The organism is Kribbella sp. CA-293567, assembly GCF_027627575.1.
In the GTDB taxonomy this organism is placed as follows: Bacteria; Actinomycetota; Actinomycetes; order Propionibacteriales; family Kribbellaceae; genus Kribbella.
In genome coordinates this window covers 383,027-399,580 of record NZ_CP114065.1, presented here as the reverse complement: position 1 = coordinate 399,580, position 16,554 = coordinate 383,027, and the positions used below count along the sequence as shown (strand labels likewise).

Below are 16,554 nucleotides of genomic sequence, written 5' to 3'. Positions count from 1 at the left end.
TGGGTGCCCGACGGGGAAGCTGGCGGTGCGAGCGGCGCGGGGGTGCCCGGCGGAGAGGCTGGCGGTGTGGGCGGGGACCGGGTGTCCGGGTCGGCTTCCGCGCCGGAGTTGCTGACCTTGCACGCCGTTCGGCTCAAGGGTGTTGCCGATGACCGAGGGGTCGCCGAGCGGTTCGCGCTCGATCAGGCTGCGACGACGGAGTTGCTGCTCGACTACCAGGCGTTCGGGTGGATCACCTGGAGCGAGTTCGCCGGCACGGGGGGCTGGTCCCTCACTGACGCCGGTCGGGTCGAGAACGAACGACGGTTGGCGATCGAGCTCGACCAAGCCGCCGGACGCGAGTGGATTCGCGAGACCTACTCGGAGTTCCTTCCGCTCAATGAGCGCCTGCAGCAAGCCTGTACCGACTGGCAGCTCAGGCCGACCGAGGCAGACGCCCTGGCCTTCAACGATCACACCGACTCACAGTGGGATCGCCGGGTGATCGAGGAACTGCGCTCCCTGGGGCAGGCACTGCGAACCATCTCGAACCGGATCAGCGTCGTTCTCGACCGCTTCCACGGGTACGACGAGCGGTTCGCCGCGGCGCTGGCCAAAGTACGGGCCGGCGACGGGACCTGGGTCGATCGAACCGGCGCGGACTCCTGCCACACCGTCTGGTTCGAGCTTCACGAAGACCTGATCGCGACTCTCGGCATTCCGCGGGGCGCCGAGGTTGCCGGCGGATGACGATTCAGCATGTGCTGTTCGACGCCGACGGAGTGCTGCAGGAGATCCCGGGCGGCTGGTACGCCGCAATGGAGCCGTACGCCGGAGACATGGCGCGAGACTTGCTGCACAAGACCTGGAAGGAAGAGTTGCCCTCATTGGCGGGGCGAGGCGACTACCTGCCTCTGCTCGCGGCGACCCTGGCGGAGTACGGCGTATCGGCGGCCGTGGAGGTCGTGTACGCCGACGTGTGGCACCGGATCGACCGGAACGACGAGTCGTTCGCCATCGTCGACGCCCTTCGGCGCAACGGGTATGGCGTACACCTGGGGACGAACCAGGAGAGGTATCGCGGAGCGCACATGCGCACGACCATGGGCTACGACGGTCTCTTCGACGTCAGCTGCTACTCCTACCACCTCGGGGTCGCCAAACCTGATCCGGCCTTCTTCGTCGAGGCGGCCCGGCGGATCGGGGCCGAGCCTTCGAGCATCCTCTTCGTGGATGACAGCGCGGCCAATGTCGACGGGGCGAGGAGCGCGGGGCTGATTGCTGAGCAGTGGGAGTTGGCTCAGGGGCACGACGTGCTCAGGGCCTTGCTGGCTAGACATGGGCTGAACGCGAGCGCTCCCGCCCTCTAGCGAGAGGGCGGGAGCGGGACGAGCCTGCGATTGGCCAACTCAGCAGAGAGCTGACCGATTGCAGGGGTTCGGCGGCCCGGGCCGGGGGGCGGGAGGCCCGGGCCGAAGTGTCAGGACGGGTTGATGGCCAAGGAGTAGCCGCCGCGGCTGCCGTAGGTGGAGTAGCCGGTGTTCAGCGGACTGCCGTAGCCGACGTTGTCGATGCGGAGGTAGTAGGTGCCGGGCTGGAGGTTGCTGGTGACGGTGGCGCCCAGACCGGTCGGAGTGCCTGCGTCGGTCTGGCCGGAGTCCGGGTCAGCTGTGGTGACGACTGCTCCTGCTGAGTTGAGCAGGTCGAGTTTGATGTCGAGGTTGCCGCCAAGAGCTGCGGAACTCGCGGTGGCTGTGTAGTTGCCGGCGGTCGCAACATCGACGCGGTACACATCGGTGTCGGCTTCAGCAGCGATGAATCCCGCAGCCGGGGTGCCCACTGACAGGGCAGTCGCGGCGGCGGTGCTGTCGCCGGCTTCGTCGGCGCGAAGAGCGAGACCGTGGCTGCCGATCACCGCGAAGTCGTCCTCGGCGTTGTTGGCGCCGGAGTACTCGCCCTTGCTCCACTGACTGATGCCCCGGTAGTAGCCGACGCCCATGATCGGCGCCCACGCGCCGTGGCCCTCGTAGTACCCGACCGACGCGGTGCCGTCGTGGCCGAGGCCGACGTTGTGACCTGCTTCGTGCGAAGCCGCTTCGGCGAGGTTCTTCGCGCCCGTACCGACGCCCTTCGTGAACACCAGCGCGGGTTGGTAGTAGTCGTGCTGGTCCGCGTTGTCATAGACGCCGATGTAGGCGACGCCGCCACAACCGCAGCTCGACTGGTACCAGGTGCCGGGATCGATCAGGACCCGCGTGCCGTACTGCTGGTCGGCCGCGTCCGTGCGGTTGATCGCCTCCTGCGACGGCTGCTGGGTGGTGACGTCCACATCGAAGGCGGCGTAGTCCTCCGCGACCCGCGCCCACACTTCGTGTACGACGTCCTGCTCGGCGGTGCTGAAGCTTGCCGCGTTTCCGTCGGTGTCATAGGCAGAAACGGCGATCGGATCGATCGCCTTGTCCGCGTTCCACGCCGTACCGGTGATGCTGTGACCGTCGAAGTCGAGATAGATGACCTTGTCGGCGCCCGGCTTGCTGTGCAGCTCGAACGCCGGGCCCTCCGCCGCGGCGACCTTCGTGGTCGCCCAGCGCGGCGAAACTTCGTGCGCCTGCTGGGCTTCCGTCAGCATCGGCTCACGGAAGAACAACCGGCCGGCTGAGTCGAGCCAGGCCGTCTTGTCGGCGGCCAGCGTGTCGCGGAACTTCCGCTCGGACATTCCATTGCTCACGGCAACTTCTCCGAGCCGGGACCCGGACTGGTCGAGCGCGATCCTGCCCGGTACGGGCCGGTCTGAAGTCCGGGCGTCGGCTTGGGTGCCGGCAGCTACCGACAGTGCTGCGAAAACGACCGCGCCGGCGCTCACCAGCGCACCGGCACGACGAGATTTGTCGAACAATTCGGAACCCTCCTCAAGGATTCCCCCCAGCCAAGTGGTCCGTCCCCCCGTGGACGTAGCCGGGACAGGTGTGCGGGCCGAGCGCACACCTGTCCCGAACCACAACTGGGAATCAGCCGGCGGTGACTCGCACCGAGTAGCCGCCGCGGCTGCCGTACGTCGAGTAGCCGGTGTTCAGCGGGCTGGCGTAGCCGACGTTCTCGACACGGAGGTAGTACCGGCCCGCCGTGACCTGGCGGTTGATGCTGGCGCTCAGACCGGTCGGCGTAGCGGAGTTGGTCTGGCCCGCGGCCGGGTCCGCGGTGGCCACGACGGCCCCCGAGGAGTTCAGCAACTGGAGCCTGATGTCCAGATCCGCACCCGAAGCCGCGGCGTTGGCCGCGAAGGTGAAGGTTCCGGCCGACAGGTCCACCCGGAAGGTGTCGACGTCCGAGTCGCTGGCGTAGACGCCGTTGACCGCGGTACCCAGGGTGAGGGCGGTCGCGTCGGCCGTGCCGTTGCCGTGGTCGTCGGCGCGCAGTGCCAGTCCGTTCTGGCCGGCCACCGCGAAGTCGTCTTCCTTGTTGTTGGCGCCGGAGTACTCGCCCTTGCTCCACTGGCTGATCGCCTTGGAGTAGCCGACCCCCATGATCGGCGCCCAGGCACCGTGACCGGTGTAGTAGCCGACCGAGGAGGTGCCGTCGTGGCTGAGACCGAGGTTGTGGCCGGCCTCGTGCGACGCGGCCTCCGCGATGTTCTTCGCGCCCGTACCGACGCCCTTGGTGAAGACGAGGGCGGGCTGGTAGTACGAGTGCTGGGACGTGTTGTCGTAGACACCGACGTAGGCGACGCCACCACAGCCACAGCCGGACTGGTACCAGGTGGTCGGATCGATCACGACGCGCGTGCCGTACTGCTGGTCGGACGAACCCGACCGGGTGATGGCCGACTCCGGCGGCGCCTGCGTCGTCACGTCGACGTCGAACGGCGCGTAGTCCTCGGCGATCCGGGCCCACACCTCGCGGACGACGTTCTGCTCGGCGGTGCTCCAGTTGCCGGTGTTGCCGTCGGTGTCGTACGCCGTGACGTTGACGCTGGCCGGCTTGCCACCGGTGTTCCAGGCGGTACCGCTGATCGTGTGACCGTCGAAGTCCAGGTAGATGACCCGGTTCGAGCCGGCCTTGCTGTGCAACTGGAAGGCCGGGCCGTCGGCGGCGGCCCGCGCACGGGTGGCCCACTTCGGCGACTTGGTGGTGGCGGCCCGCTCCTTCGCGGAGGCGACCGGTTCGGTGTAGAACAGCTTGCCGGTCTTGTCCAGCCAGCTGGTCTTGTCGGTGGCCAGGATCTGTTGCAACTTCTGCTCGGCGATGCCGTTGCGCTCGGCCAGTTCGGCGAGTCGCGGCTTGGCCTTGCCGAGCGCGGTCTTGCCTTGGAGCGACTGCCCTCCGAGCAGCGTGTCCAAGGGGGCGGGGGACGGACTCTGCTGGGCGCCTGCCTGGTTACCGGCAACAACGGCCAGCGCTCCGAACAGAACGGCACCGGCGCCTACGAGCGCACCGGTCCGGCGGAACCTGCTGTGCATCTGGGGCCCTCCTCAGGGACTCCTGACGGCTCCTCGGCGGTGTACGCCGGGCGGCGAGGAGGAACCGTCGTACCTCACTTGCGGTGCGTTCGCGCGCACTCTGCGTCGAAGCGTGCCCCATCGGTTGCCTCGCTGTATACGGTTTTCCGCGGAATTTACGTACTCCAAAGGCTGGCTGCGACGCTCCCGGACTCCCTGACACGGCAATCGTCGAGTGTGAGGTGGATCACAAAGCGAGAGATGTCGATCCTGCCGCCAACCGTCCGACGCGTTGTCGCAGGCACGAACCAGTTCGACGACAACGGAGACCGATCATGAAGCTCACACTGCACACCTTCCTCAGCATCGACGGCGTCATGCAGGGCCCCGGCGGCCTCGACGAGGACCGCAGCGGCGGCTTCGACCGCGGCGGCTGGCTGATTCCGTACGGCGACGAGGTGATGGGCGAGATCGCGGAGGGCTGGTTCGCCCGGGCCGACGCCATCCTGCTCGGCCGGACGACGTACACGATGATGCAGGCGTACTGGTCCCAGATCGACGACGGCAGCAACACCGCCAGCGGGCTCAACAACCTGCCGAAGTACGTCGCCACCTCGACGCCGCTGGAGCCGGTCTGGAACGACAGCACCGCGCTGACCGGCGATGTCCTGAAGCAGGTCGAGGAGCTGAAGGCGAAGCCGGGCGGCGAACTGCAGGTCCACGGCTCAGCCGGACTGGCCCGCTCGCTGCACCGCGCCGGGCTGATCGACGAGTACCGGCTGCTGACCTTCCCGGTCGCGATCGGCGCGGGCAAGCGGCTCTTCACCGAGGACGCCCCGGCGATGGGGTTCGAGCTGGTCGAGAGCCGGGTCACCAGCACCGGCGCGACGTACGCCGCTCTCCGGCCGACGCCGTTCCGGACCGGTACCGCGGTGATCGAGGACGGTACTTCGACGTTCTCGGTCGACTAGAGCACCAGCACCTGGCGGATCGCTGTTCCCGCCGCGAGGGTGTCGAATGCTTCGTTGAGGTCGTCGAGGCTGACCGTCGACGTCAGCAGGCGATCGACCGGGAGGCGGCCGGCCTGGTAGAGCGCGATGTAGCGCGGGATGTCGCGGCTGGGGATCGCCGAGCCGAGGTAGGAGCCTTTGAGCGTGCGCTCCTCCGCGACCAGGCTGACCGCCGGGATGCTCAGCAGCTGCGCGGGATCCGGCAGGCCGACGGTGACGGTGGTGCCGCCGCGGCTGGTGGCGGCGTACGCCTGGCCCAGTACTGCGGCGCTGCCGACGGTCTCGACCGCGTACTGCGCGCCGCCGCTGGTCGCCTCGCGTACCTGACCGACGACATCGTTGCTGCGGGCATCGATCGCGTGGGTGGCGCCCAGCTCTAGTGCCAGTGCGAGTTTCTCCGGTACGACGTCCACCGCGACCAGGGGGTGGGCGCCGACGAGAGCTGCGCCGAGCAGCGCTGACAGGCCGACGCCGCCGAGGCCGAACACGACCGCGCTTTGGCCGGCCTGAATGCGGGCGGTGTTGACGACGGCGCCGACGCCGGTCATCACCGCGCAGCCGAAGAGCGCGGCGACCTCTGGGGGGAGGGTGGGGTCGATCTTCACCGCGGAGCGGGCCGACACCACGGCATGGTCGGCAAAGCCGGAGACCCCGAGATGGTGGTGGAGGTCGGTCGAAGGCGGGGTACGTAGGCGGCGGTGGCCGGAGAGGAGGGTGCCGGCGGTGTTGGCTGCGGCGCCTGGTTCGCAGAGGGCGGCGCGGCCTTCGGCGCAGGGGCCGCAGGCGCCGCAGGCTGGGACGAAGGCGAAGGCGACCGTGTCGCCGGGTGCGAATCCGGGGGCTTCGGACTGGAGGACCTCGCCGGTTGCTTCGTGGCCGAGCAGCATCGGCAGGACGCGGGGGCGCGAGCCGTTGATCACCGAGAGGTCCGAGTGGCACAGGCCGGCGGCGCGAATGCGGACGAGGAGCTCGCCGGGGCCGGGGGGTGCGAGCTCGATCTCTTCGATCGCGAGCGGCCGCGATTCGGCGTACGGGCCGGGCAGTCCCATCTCCCGCAGTACTGCGCCTCGCACGATCATCCGGTGATCCCTTCCAGCGCGGCGCGGATCCCGGCCGGGATCGGTACGGGCCGGCGGTCGGAGCGATTCACGAAGACGTGCACGAACCGCCCGGTCGCGGCCGGCTCCGCTGAGCCTTCCCGGAACAGGCCGATCTCATACGTGACGCTGGAGTTGCCGAGTTTCGCCACCCGCAGTCCGGCGTCCACCGTCTCCGGGAACGCCAGCGACTGCCGGAAGCCGCACTGCGACTCCACACAGAGCCCGATCACGTCGCCGCGATGGATGTCGAGCTCCCCCACCCGGATCAGGAACTCGTTGATGACGGTGTCGAAGAAGCTGTAGTACTCGACGTTGTTCACGTGCCCGTAGACGTCGTTGTCCTTCCACCGCGTACCGATCGCGAGGAAGTGCGGGTAGGCGCTCCGATCCATCGGCCCAGCCTAGTGCGCCGGCTCCGAACCTACGGATGCGTAACTTACGGTGCCGTAGGGTGGGGGGACCCCCGACGAAGGAGATTCCGGTGAACGACAAGCTGGTGACCAACCTGCTGCACGAGCTGGAGCCCGTGGTCGAGGAGAACCTCGAGCGGCACCTGGCGATCACCAAGAACTGGAACCCGCACGACTACGTGCCGTGGAGCGAGGGCCGCGACTTCGCCTTCCTGGGCGGTGAGGACTGGTCGCCGGAGCAGTCCCGGCTCGACCCGGTCGCCAAGGTCGCGATGATCACCAACCTGCTGACCGAGGACAACCTGCCGTCGTACCACCGCGAGATCGCCACCCAGTTCGGCCTCGACGGCGCCTGGGGCACCTGGGTCGGCCGCTGGACCGCGGAGGAGGGCCGGCACGGGATCGCGCTGCGCGACTACCTGGTGGTCACCCGGGGCGTCGACCCGGTCGAGCTCGAGGTCGCCCGGATGGAGCACATGACCGCCGGGCACGAGGTCGACAAGAACATGCTGGAGGCGATCGCCTACGTCAGCTTCCAGGAGCTCGCCACCCGCGTCTCGCACCGCAACACCGGCAAGGCGACCGGCTGCCCGATCGCCGACCAGCTGCTGTCCCGGATCGCGACCGACGAGAACCTGCACATGATCTTCTACCGCAACCTGGTCTCCGCCGCGTTCGAGTCGGCGCCCAACGAGACCATGCGCGCGGTCACCAACGAGGTCCGCAACTTCTCCATGCCCGGCGCCACGATGGAGGGTTTCGCCCGCAACTCGGTGACGATCGCCAAGGCCGGCATCTACGACCTCCGGCTGCACCACGACGAGGTGGTCGCGCCGATCCTGCGGATGTGGAAGGTCTACGACCGCGAGGACCTGTCCGGCGACGGCGCCAAGGCCCGCGACGAGCTGGCCGAGTTCATGACCGCGCTGGACGCTCAGGCGTCGCGGTTCGTCGAGCAGCGCACCCGGTTGCTGGAGCGCCAGGCGGCTCGCGCCAACTAGCCCGTACTGCGTACGCCGGGTCCGGTGGAAGCTGAGCCGGGCGACTGCGACGCCGCGGGCGTCATCCCGGTGAACAAGCGGGGTGACACAGCGGCCGAGCGGCTCGGCGGCAAGTAGCTGTGACTACAGTGCAGGCGTGCAGTTCATCCGGGATCTCGGCAGGCTGTTGCGGCGTGGGGATTTTCGCCGGCTGTTCGCGGTTCGGCTGAGTTCGCAGTTCGGGGACGGCGTGTTCCAGGTGGCGCTGGCGTCGTACGTGCTGTTCTCGCCGGAGCGAGCGCCGGACGCGGCGGCGATCGCGGGGCTGTTCGCGGTGGCGTTGCTGCCGTTCTCGGTGCTGGGACCGTTCACCGGGGTGTTGCTGGACCGGTGGTCGCGGCGGCAGATCCTGTTCGGGGCGAACCTGACCCGCGCCGGGCTGGTACTGGTGGTCGGCGGGATAGTTGCTGCAGGCAACGCCGGGACGCCGTTCTACCTGGCGGTGCTGTTCACGCTCGGGGTCAACCGGTTCCTGTTGTCCGGGCTGTCCGCCGGACTGCCTCACGTGGTGGAGCGCGACGAGTTGGTGATGGCCAACGCGGTCACGCCGACCTCAGGTACGGCGTCGTTCCTGGTCGGCGGTGGTTTCGGCGCGGGCGTCAAACTCGTCTCCGACTCCGATCTGGCCGTCCTCGGTACGACGTCCGCCGTGTACGTCGTCGCCGCCCTGCTCGCGCTGCGGCTCGGACGCAACCAGCTCGGCCCCGACCTGACCGGTGACGAACCCGGTGTGGTGGAAGCGATCCGCGGCATCCTGGCCGGGTTGATCGACGGCGGCCGGCATCTGAAGGAGCGGCGGCAGGCAGCGCTCGGGCTCGCCGCGATCGGTTCGCTGAGGTTCTTCTTCGGCCTGGTCACGGTCGCGATGATTCTGCTGTACCGCAACAAGTTCTACGGTCCCGATCAGCTGGACCAGGCGTTCGGCGCGCTCGCGCTCGCGACCGGCGCGGTCGGTGCCGGGCTCTTCGTCGCGGCCCTGGTGACACCGTGGGCGACCCGCGTGCTGAGCCTGCGCCGATGGATCACCGTACTGTTCGTCGCGGCCGCCGTGGTGACCGCGTTCCCCGGCGGGCTCTACACCCAGCCCGCGATCCTGGTCTCCGGCCTGCTCACCGGTTTCTGCGCGCAGGGCGTGAAGATCAGCGTCGACACCCTCGTCCAGACGGGTGTCGACGATGTCTACCGCGGTCGCGTTTTCGCTCTCTACGACATGATCTTCAACGTCGGCCAGGTCTCCGCGGCCGCCCTCGGCGCGCTGATCCTGCCCGACAACGGCCAGTCGTACCCGGTTCTGGCCTTCGTGGTGCTCGGCTTCCTGCTGTCCGCGGTGCTCTACTCCCGCTGGTCCTCACCGCTCAGGTCCCCCGCAGTGCCGTGATCGGCTGGATGGCAGACGCCTTCCAGGCCGGGTAGGTGCCGGCGATCAGGCCGATGACGGCGCCGAGGAAGGGCGCCCCGAAGGTGAGTTGGCTGTCCAGGATCGGAGTCCAGTCGCGGGCGAAGGAGACTCCGACGGTCAGCAGGACACCCACCGCCGTACCCAGCAGTCCGCCCAGGAACCCGACGATCACGCTCTCCACCAGGAACTGCCCGGCCACGTGTCTTCGCGCGGCGCCCAGGGCGCGGCGCAGGCCGATCTCCCCCACCCGCTCCAGCACCGACAGCAGGGTCACGTTGGCGATGCCGAGACCGCCGACCAGCAACGCGACCGCGCCGAGCAGCAGGAACAGCGCGTTCAGGTTCGACTCGACGCCCTTGCGGACGCCGCCTTGTTTCGGCGGAGCGTCGACCTTCAGGCCGCTCGGGTCGTTCGGCTCGATCGCGACCGGCGCCTGTTGGGCGATCAGCTGGGCCGCGCCGACCGACGTACGGATCTCGACCGACTCCGGGGCCTTCAGGTCGTACTCCGCCCTGGCCGTCCCGTTCGGCACGATCACCGAGTCGAGCAACTCGGCCTTGCCGCTGACGGCATCGAGGATGCCGATCACCGTGTAGGCCTGGTCGCCGATGAAGACGGCCGGCTGCGAGTCGACCCGGTTGATGCCGAGCCGCTTCGCCGCGTTCTTGCCGAGGACGACGACCCGGTCGCCGCGGGCGTCGTGGCCGGCGTCGAAGAACCGGCCGGTCTGCAGCGCGGCACGTACGGCGTCGAAGAGCCCGCCCGAGGCGGCCATCACCTGCAGCTTGTAGCCGTCCTTCGCTCCGTCCAGCCCGGTGACGCTGCGGACCAGGTCTGCGCCGACCTCGACCTGGCTGACCGTGCCGGCGGCATCCACGCCGTTCAGCCGCACGATTCGCTGGGGCGCGTCCCATGGCAGTTGCGTCGCCGCTTCGCCTTCCTGTCCGTTGTCGTCCGGTGTCACCACCACCCGGGTCGCGGCGGCGAGATCGAACAGCTGAGTGATCTGACCGGCCGCGGTCTGCCCGAGGCCGACCGTTCCCACCAGCGCGGCGATGCCGAGCACCGTGCCGAGCGTGGTCAGAACCAGACGGGTCGGCCGGGCCGCGACGCCTGCCAGCGCCTCGTCGAGCAGATCGCGCAGCGCGGGTCCGCTCTTTCGCTGCGGACTTCCGGGGCGCGCCGGACGTTGATCGTCTCGCCGCGAGCCGGCGATTCGCTGTACTACGCCCGCCAGCGCCACACGTCCTTGCCTGCGGCGCCGGCGGGAGGTGGACGGCCCGCCGGCGGGATCCGGGAGGCCTGCATTGGACGAGTCGGCGTTGAGCGACCCGACATTGCGGGGGTCGGGGTTGGGCGCCCCGGCGTTCCGGGGGTCGGGGTTGGGCCGCCCGGCGTTGGCCGGGCCGGCTTTCGGGGTACGCCGCCAGCTCACCACTGCAGCGTCCCGTCGACGATGCGGACCCGGCGCTGGGCGCGCTCACTGACGTGGTCGTCGTGAGTGATCACCGCCAGCGTCATGCCCTCGTGGTGCAGTTCGTCGAACACCTGGAGGATCGCCTCCGCGTTGGCGCTGTCCAGGTTTCCGGTGGGCTCGTCGGCCAGCAGCAGACTCGGCTCGGCGACCAGCGCCCGGGCGATCGCGACGCGTTGCCGCTCGCCGCCCGACAGGGTGCTCGGCCCGAACTCCATCCGGTGTGCCAGCCCGACCCGTTCCAGGGCGACTCGTGCACGCGCCATCCGCTCCTTCCGCGGTACTCCGACGTAGACCATCGACAGCGCGACGTTCTCCAGCACCGTGCGGTGGTCGAGCAGGTGGAACGACTGGAAGACGAAGCCGATCCGCTCGCCCCGCAGGACGGCGCGGCGCCGCTCCCGCAGGCTCATCGTGTCGACGCCGTCCAGCCGGTAGATCCCGCCGGTCGGGTTGTCGAGCAGCCCGAGCAGGTGCAGCAGGGTCGACTTGCCGGAGCCGGACGGCCCGACGATCGACAGGTACTCGCCTTCGCGGATGGTCAGGTCGATCTCGCGGATCGCCTGCACCTCGGGCGGCCCGGGGAAGAACCGCCGGACGCCGATCATCTCCACCACCGGAGCCGGCAGCGCCACCGCCGTCGAGCTCATTTGCCGACCACCACTTGGTCGCCCTCGGACAGCTTCGCGTCGCCGGTCGCGGTCACCTGCGCGAACCCGTCGGCGGACAGCCCGACCTTGACCGGGATCAGCTCCACCTTGCCGTCGCGCAGGACCTCCACCCGCGAACCGCCGTCCGAGCCCGCCGACAGCGCGGCCAGCGGTACGGCGAGAACCTTGCCGTTCGTGCTCTTGAGCGGAACCGTCACCTTGACGTTCGCGTCCCGGAGCCGGCCCAGCTGAGCCGCGGTCAGCGTCTTCGGTGAGATCACCACCGTGTACTCGTCGCCGCTGCCGGTGATCCGCACGATCTTCGCCTGGACGACCGACCCGTCGCCGATGTCGAAACTGGCCGGCATCCCTGCCTTCAGCCGCTCCTTGGTTGCCGCGTCGACCTTGAGGCTGACCACCAGGGCGGCGCCGCTGGCCGACATCACCACTCCGTTGACGACGGCGCCACGCTCGGTCTTCACCTCGTCGACCCGGCGCGGCAGCGACTTCACGTAGACGACCTCGGACAGCGGCAGCGGCGTACCGGCCTTGAACTGGGCCTCGTTCTTGGCCAGCTGGGCGTCGGCCAGGTTCTCCTCCGCGTCGTCGACCAGCCCCTGCTGGACCGACGTGTCCGCCTTGCCCGGACCGGCCTTGGCCTGCTTGAGCGCCGCCTTCGCCTGCCGGAGCGCGTTCTTCGCCGCGTCGACGCTCTTGTCCGCCTGGTCGACCGCCTGCTTCAGCTGCTCGTCAGGCTCCGGCGCGTCGTACCCGGCTGCCTCGTAGAGCTCCTCGACGGCTCGCGAGGTACTGGTGTCGTACTTCGAGTCGACCTTGCCCGGATCGAAGCCCAGCTTCGCCAGCGTCTGCTCGAGCTGCAGCACGTCCGGCCCCTTGGAGCCCGGTGCCAGCGCCCGGTACATCGGCAGTACGCCGGGCAGCCCGATCACCGGGCGCCCCGCGATCTCCAGCAGCGCCTTCCCTGCCAGCAAGGACGATCCGACCTTCGGCACCTTGCCCGTCACCACCGCCGGGGTCTGCAGACCGCTGGTCTCGACCCTGATGTTCACCGCTCCGTCGAACGAGGTGTCCCCCCGCCCGACGATCTTGCTGGACAACGCCTTCAGCTCCACCGGCACGGTGATCTGGGAGGCCTTCGGCGGCGCCGTCTTGGCCGCGGCGTCCTCCGGTGACATCAGCCGGCTGCCCGCGGCGACGCCCACCCCGAGCGAGAGGGTCGCGACCGCGGAGACCCCGATCAGTACCCGGCGACGCGATTTGGGTGACGCGGTCACCGCTCCGACACCGAGTCGCGGTACTGCTCGAGCTGGGTCTTGTTCGCCTCGACGAACTCCTTCTCCAGCTCGTACTGCGCCTTCTTGAACGGCTCCTCGTAGACCTTCTGCTTGCAGCCCTGGTCGGCCTTCGCCAGCTCGATCTCCTCCTTGCGGAGGTCACCCAGCTTGGCGGCGTCCACCTTGTCCAGCGACGGCGGGCCGATCGCGGTCATCTCACCGGGCTTCGGCGCGCCCTTGTCCCCGCCGGACAACGTCTGCAGCTTCTGGCTGATCGACTCGCGCGGCTCGTTCACCTTCGTGAAGCCGCTGTGCCCCGCGTCGGCGAGGCAGTCCGACCAGGCCGAGGTGGCGTCGATGACCCGTTGGTCGGCCTCGACCCGCTTGCGCAGCGCCTCGATGTCCTTGAACAGCGAGTCGAACTTCCTGAAGTCGGTCACCTGCTCGTCGGGGCTGCCGTAGACCTCTTCGGCCGCCTTGCCCCGGCACCCCGTGTCCTGTTTCTTCCCCTTGTCACCGGTCGACGGCGCGATCCCGATCACCCCACCGCCGGGATTGTCGAACTGGCCGTTCAGCGCCTTGCCGTAGGCCTTCTGCGCCGTCGGTGACAGGGCCTTGCGGATCTTGCTGTTCGGGTCTTCGTTCGCCTGGTCGTCGGGTTTGCCCCAGTCGATCGTGGAGATGCCGTAGCCGTACTGCTCGGCGAACTTGTCCGGCGGCAGCTTGAACGCCTCGTCGAACTTGCCTTTGCCCCGCGCCTCCGGGGGCACCGCGACGTACTCGAAGCCGGCCGTCTTCATACAGGCGGCGATCGCGTCCTCCATCTTGCGCTGTTTGGCCAGCTGCTCCTCGGACGACTCGTTCGCCCCCGGACCGATGGCCCTGGTCACGCTCATCCCGCCACCACCGGAGCTGACGAATCCTTCTCCCATGTACTCCGCGAGCGGGCTCTTGCCGTCGCTCGCGACCGGTTCCTTGTCGGCTGCCGAGGTGTTGGCTCCACAGCCGGCCAGGGCCAGGGCGGCAACCATCGAGAGCGCTATGCGTGAGTTCTTCATGAGCTGGAGCCTGGCGGGAACGCCGTGAAGAACCTGTGAAGGACCGATCAGCTCCCGATGCTCTCAGCCGATCTTCATCGAAATCTCATGATGATCAGTCACTGTCGAGGCATGGCAGCCCGGATTCTCGTCGCCGAAGACGATCTCAAGCAGGCGGAGCTGATCCGGCGTTACCTCGAGCGGGAGGGCCATACGACGGTCGTCGTGCACGACGGGCGGGCCGCGATCGACGAGGCCCGCCGGCGCAGCCCCGACCTGCTCGTGCTCGATGTGATGATGCCGAAGGTCGACGGCCTGGACGTCTGCCGGGTACTCCGGGCCGATGCCTCCGGCAACGGGGACGTGCCGATCATCATGCTCACCGCCCGCTCCACCGAGGACGACCTGCTGCTCGGCCTCGACCTGGGCGCCGACGACTACCTGACCAAGCCGTACAACCCCCGCGAACTGGTCGCCCGGGTCCGGACGGTACTGCGCCGCACCCGCGGCCGCGTCGACGGCGAGAGCTACCGGGTCGGCGGGCTGGAGATCGACCCGGTGCGGCACGAGGTCCGGCTGGACGGCGACCTGGTCGAGGTGACGCCGGCCGAGTTCAAGATCCTGGCCTGCCTGGCGGCCTCCCCCGGCCGCGCGTTCTCCCGGCAGCAGTTGCTGGAGCACGCGTTCGGCTTCGACCACTACGTGTTCGACCGGACGATCGACGTGCACGTGATGAACCTGCGCAAGAAGATCGAACCGGTGCCGGCCGACCCGGCGTACCTGAAGACCGTTTACGGCGTGGGCTACAAGCTGGCCGCCGACAAGGTGGTGTCCGATGCGTCGTAGCGTGCTGGTCAGGTTCCTCGGGCTCTCGCTCGCGGTCGCGCTCGGCGCCGTCATCGCCACCGCGCTGATCGCGACCTACAGCACCTCGGAGCAGCTCCAGGGCGAGATCGACCAGAACACCTCCCAGCTCCAGGTCGACGGCGACATCTACGCCCAGCTGAGCGCGTACGCCGCCGATCACGCCGGCTGGTCGGGCGTGGACAAGCTGATCGGCACCCTGTCCGACCGGACCGGACGGCGAATCGCGCTGACCGGTGCCGACGGTGCCGTCATCGCCGACTCGGCGCGGACCCTCGGCGCCGGTCCGGAGCTGCCATCGGTGCCGGCGGCAACAGTCGACCCACGCAGCGAAGGCGGCCAGGCCGTCGCCTTCAGTCTCGCTTCCGGGGCCACCACCCGGATGGCGACCCGAGCGGTCGCGCCCCTGTCGACGACCGTAGCCGGCCTCTCGTACGCCGGTCCGCAACTCGTCGGGTCGGCCAGCTGGGGCATGACCGACGAGGAGAAGGCGCAACGCCGGCAGCTCGCGGACCAGGCGGCGGCGTGCCTGCGGTCGAAGGGCCGTCCCGTCCAGGTGATCAGCGCACCGGACGGCACCCCGCCCGCGCTGGCCTGGGAGAGCGCACAGGCCGACGGCAGCGCGATGCAGATCCAGCGGCCGGTCACGCTCCAGGGCGATCCCTGCGTGCCCGCGGGACTGTACGCGCCGAGCGCCAAGGCAGCCGCGGTCAACGCCGACGAGATCCGCCGCTCGACCGAGTGCCTGGACGCGGCCGGCCAGCCGTACAAGCTGACCGCCAACCCGGACGACGGACTCGTCGCGGTCACCCCGCTCGACGCGGAGAACACGCCGGTCTCCGCGGCGTTCTTCGAGTGCGGCAACACCGCCCGGGTCGCCGCGCTCACGCCGTACGTCGCACCGCAGGCGAAGCTCTATCTGGGGGCCAAGAGCAGTTTCAACGTCTTCTCCGGCGAGGGTTTGGCCCGGACCGCGGCGACCGCGCTCGGCGTACTGCTGATCGCGGCGCTGGTGATGGTGTTCGCCGGCCGCCGACTGGTCCGGCCGATCCTGGCGCTCACCGGGGCGGCCCAGCGGATGACGAACGGCGACCACGCGGCCCGGGTGCCGGTCAGCGGACGGGACGAGGTGGCCCGGCTCGGGCATGCCTTCAACGCGATGGCCGAGTCGATCCAGCACCACGACCATCAACGCAAGGCGATGGTCAGCGACGTCGCCCACGAACTACGGACGCCGCTGGCCAACATCAAGGGGTACCTGGTCGCCTCCGAGGACGGGGTCGTCCCCCTCGACAGCGCACTGGTGACCTCCCTGCTGGAGGAAGCCGGCCTGCTCGAACGGCTGGTTGCGGATCTGCAGGATCTGGCCCTCGCCGACGCGGGCAAGCTCCGGATGCATCCTGAGCTGAAGGACCTCTCCGAGCTGGCTCAGCAGGTGGTGTCGGCGCACCGGCCGGCGGCGGACGCGGCCGGAGTCACGCTGACCGCGGAGGTCACCGGCCCCGCGCCGGCCGTGGTGGACAACGCCCGCATCCGGCAAGCACTCGGCAACCTGGTCTCCAACGCGATTCGGTTCACACCTGCCGACGGCCGGGTCATCGTCGGCGTACGCCGAGTCGGCGACGGCTACAAGCTGACCGTCACCGACAACGGGACGGGGATCGCGGAGGAGCACCTCCCCTATCTCTTCGACCGCTTCTACCGGGCCGAACAGTCCCGCAGCCGAACCACAGGCGGCAGCGGACTCGGCCTGGCGATCACCAAGCACCTGGTCGAGGCACACCGCGGCACCATCGCCGCAACCAGCCGGCTGGGGCACGGCTCGACATTCACCATCCAGCTGCCCGCCAGGTAACTAGA

The 16,554-nt window shown here is 69.2% G+C and carries 15 protein-coding genes; 7 read left to right on the top strand and 8 right to left on the bottom strand.

The genetic code is table 11. The features are described from left to right. Nucleotides 1–66: 66 nt before the first annotated feature. Entirely contained in the window at nucleotides 67–729 is a 663-nt protein-coding gene (locus OX958_RS01880) for a transcriptional regulator (RefSeq protein WP_270135255.1), read from the top strand. After that, complete coding sequence (locus OX958_RS01875) at nucleotides 726–1,349, top strand: HAD family hydrolase (protein ID WP_270135254.1); 624 nt, start codon at nucleotides 726–728, stop codon at nucleotides 1,347–1,349. Before OX958_RS01880 ends, OX958_RS01875 begins: the two co-directional genes overlap by 4 nt. Nucleotides 1,350–1,459: 110 nt before the next feature. On the opposite strand, the gene OX958_RS01870 is transcribed toward OX958_RS01875, so the two are convergent. Both OX958_RS01870 and OX958_RS01865 read right to left on the bottom strand, forming a co-directional pair. Next, the gene (locus OX958_RS01870; protein ID WP_270135253.1) at nucleotides 1,460–2,707 is read right to left on the bottom strand and encodes a PPC domain-containing protein; all 1,248 of its coding nucleotides are present in this window, start codon (nucleotides 2,705–2,707) and stop codon (nucleotides 1,460–1,462) included. A 280-nt stretch (nucleotides 2,708–2,987) separates the two neighbouring features. Beyond that, on the bottom strand, nucleotides 2,988–4,436 hold the full coding sequence (locus tag OX958_RS01865) for a M12 family metallo-peptidase (RefSeq protein ID WP_270135251.1): 1,449 nt from the start codon (nucleotides 4,434–4,436) through the stop codon (nucleotides 2,988–2,990). A 314-nt stretch (nucleotides 4,437–4,750) separates the two neighbouring features. Between OX958_RS01865 and OX958_RS01860 the strand changes: the two genes are divergently transcribed. Further along, the gene (locus OX958_RS01860) at nucleotides 4,751–5,386 is read left to right on the top strand and encodes a dihydrofolate reductase family protein (RefSeq protein WP_270135250.1); all 636 of its coding nucleotides are present in this window, start codon (nucleotides 4,751–4,753) and stop codon (nucleotides 5,384–5,386) included. Here OX958_RS01860 and OX958_RS01855 read toward each other — a convergent pair. Then, nucleotides 5,383–6,504 carry a zinc-dependent alcohol dehydrogenase family protein gene (locus OX958_RS01855; protein WP_270135248.1) on the bottom strand — a complete coding sequence of 374 codons (1,122 nt, stop codon included), beginning with the start codon at nucleotides 6,502–6,504 and terminating at the stop codon, nucleotides 5,383–5,385. The genes OX958_RS01860 and OX958_RS01855 overlap by 4 nt on opposite strands. Beyond that, nucleotides 6,501–6,917: an acyl-CoA thioesterase gene (locus tag OX958_RS01850; RefSeq protein ID WP_270135247.1), complete on the bottom strand. Its 417-nt coding sequence runs from the start codon at nucleotides 6,915–6,917 to the stop codon at nucleotides 6,501–6,503. Before OX958_RS01850 ends, OX958_RS01855 begins: the two co-directional genes overlap by 4 nt. Nucleotides 6,918–7,006: 89 nt before the next feature. Here OX958_RS01850 and OX958_RS01845 point away from each other — a divergent pair, with 89 nt between their 5' ends. Both OX958_RS01845 and OX958_RS01840 read left to right on the top strand, forming a co-directional pair. Continuing rightward, entirely contained in the window at nucleotides 7,007–7,936 is a 930-nt protein-coding gene (locus tag OX958_RS01845; RefSeq protein ID WP_270135245.1) for an acyl-ACP desaturase, read from the top strand. Nucleotides 7,937–8,072: 136 nt separating this feature from the next. Further along, nucleotides 8,073–9,353, top strand: coding sequence for an MFS transporter (locus OX958_RS01840; protein WP_270135244.1), 1,281 nt, complete (start codon nucleotides 8,073–8,075; stop codon nucleotides 9,351–9,353). Here the strand turns inward: OX958_RS01840 and OX958_RS01835 are convergent. From OX958_RS01835 to OX958_RS01820, 4 genes are read right to left on the bottom strand one after another with little or no spacing between them, the layout of a single operon-like run. After that, on the bottom strand, nucleotides 9,331–10,809 hold the full coding sequence (locus tag OX958_RS01835) for an ABC transporter permease (RefSeq protein ID WP_270135242.1): 1,479 nt from the start codon (nucleotides 10,807–10,809) through the stop codon (nucleotides 9,331–9,333). The genes OX958_RS01840 and OX958_RS01835 overlap by 23 nt on opposite strands. After that, nucleotides 10,806–11,498 carry an ABC transporter ATP-binding protein gene (locus tag OX958_RS01830; RefSeq protein ID WP_270135241.1) on the bottom strand — a complete coding sequence of 231 codons (693 nt, stop codon included), beginning with the start codon at nucleotides 11,496–11,498 and terminating at the stop codon, nucleotides 10,806–10,808. The genes OX958_RS01835 and OX958_RS01830 overlap by 4 nt, the downstream gene beginning before the upstream one ends. Continuing rightward, complete coding sequence (locus OX958_RS01825; protein ID WP_270135240.1) at nucleotides 11,495–12,793, bottom strand: peptidoglycan-binding protein; 1,299 nt, start codon at nucleotides 12,791–12,793, stop codon at nucleotides 11,495–11,497. Before OX958_RS01825 ends, OX958_RS01830 begins: the two co-directional genes overlap by 4 nt. Beyond that, the gene (locus OX958_RS01820; RefSeq protein WP_270135238.1) at nucleotides 12,790–13,851 is read right to left on the bottom strand and encodes a hypothetical protein; all 1,062 of its coding nucleotides are present in this window, start codon (nucleotides 13,849–13,851) and stop codon (nucleotides 12,790–12,792) included. The genes OX958_RS01825 and OX958_RS01820 overlap by 4 nt, the downstream gene beginning before the upstream one ends. A 111-nt stretch (nucleotides 13,852–13,962) precedes the next feature. Here OX958_RS01820 and OX958_RS01815 point away from each other — a divergent pair, with 111 nt between their 5' ends. Next, nucleotides 13,963–14,676, top strand: coding sequence for a response regulator transcription factor (locus tag OX958_RS01815; protein WP_270135237.1), 714 nt, complete (start codon nucleotides 13,963–13,965; stop codon nucleotides 14,674–14,676). After that, the gene (locus tag OX958_RS01810; RefSeq protein WP_270135236.1) at nucleotides 14,666–16,549 is read left to right on the top strand and encodes a sensor histidine kinase; all 1,884 of its coding nucleotides are present in this window, start codon (nucleotides 14,666–14,668) and stop codon (nucleotides 16,547–16,549) included. Before OX958_RS01815 ends, OX958_RS01810 begins: the two co-directional genes overlap by 11 nt. Nucleotides 16,550–16,554 lie beyond the last annotated feature (5 nt).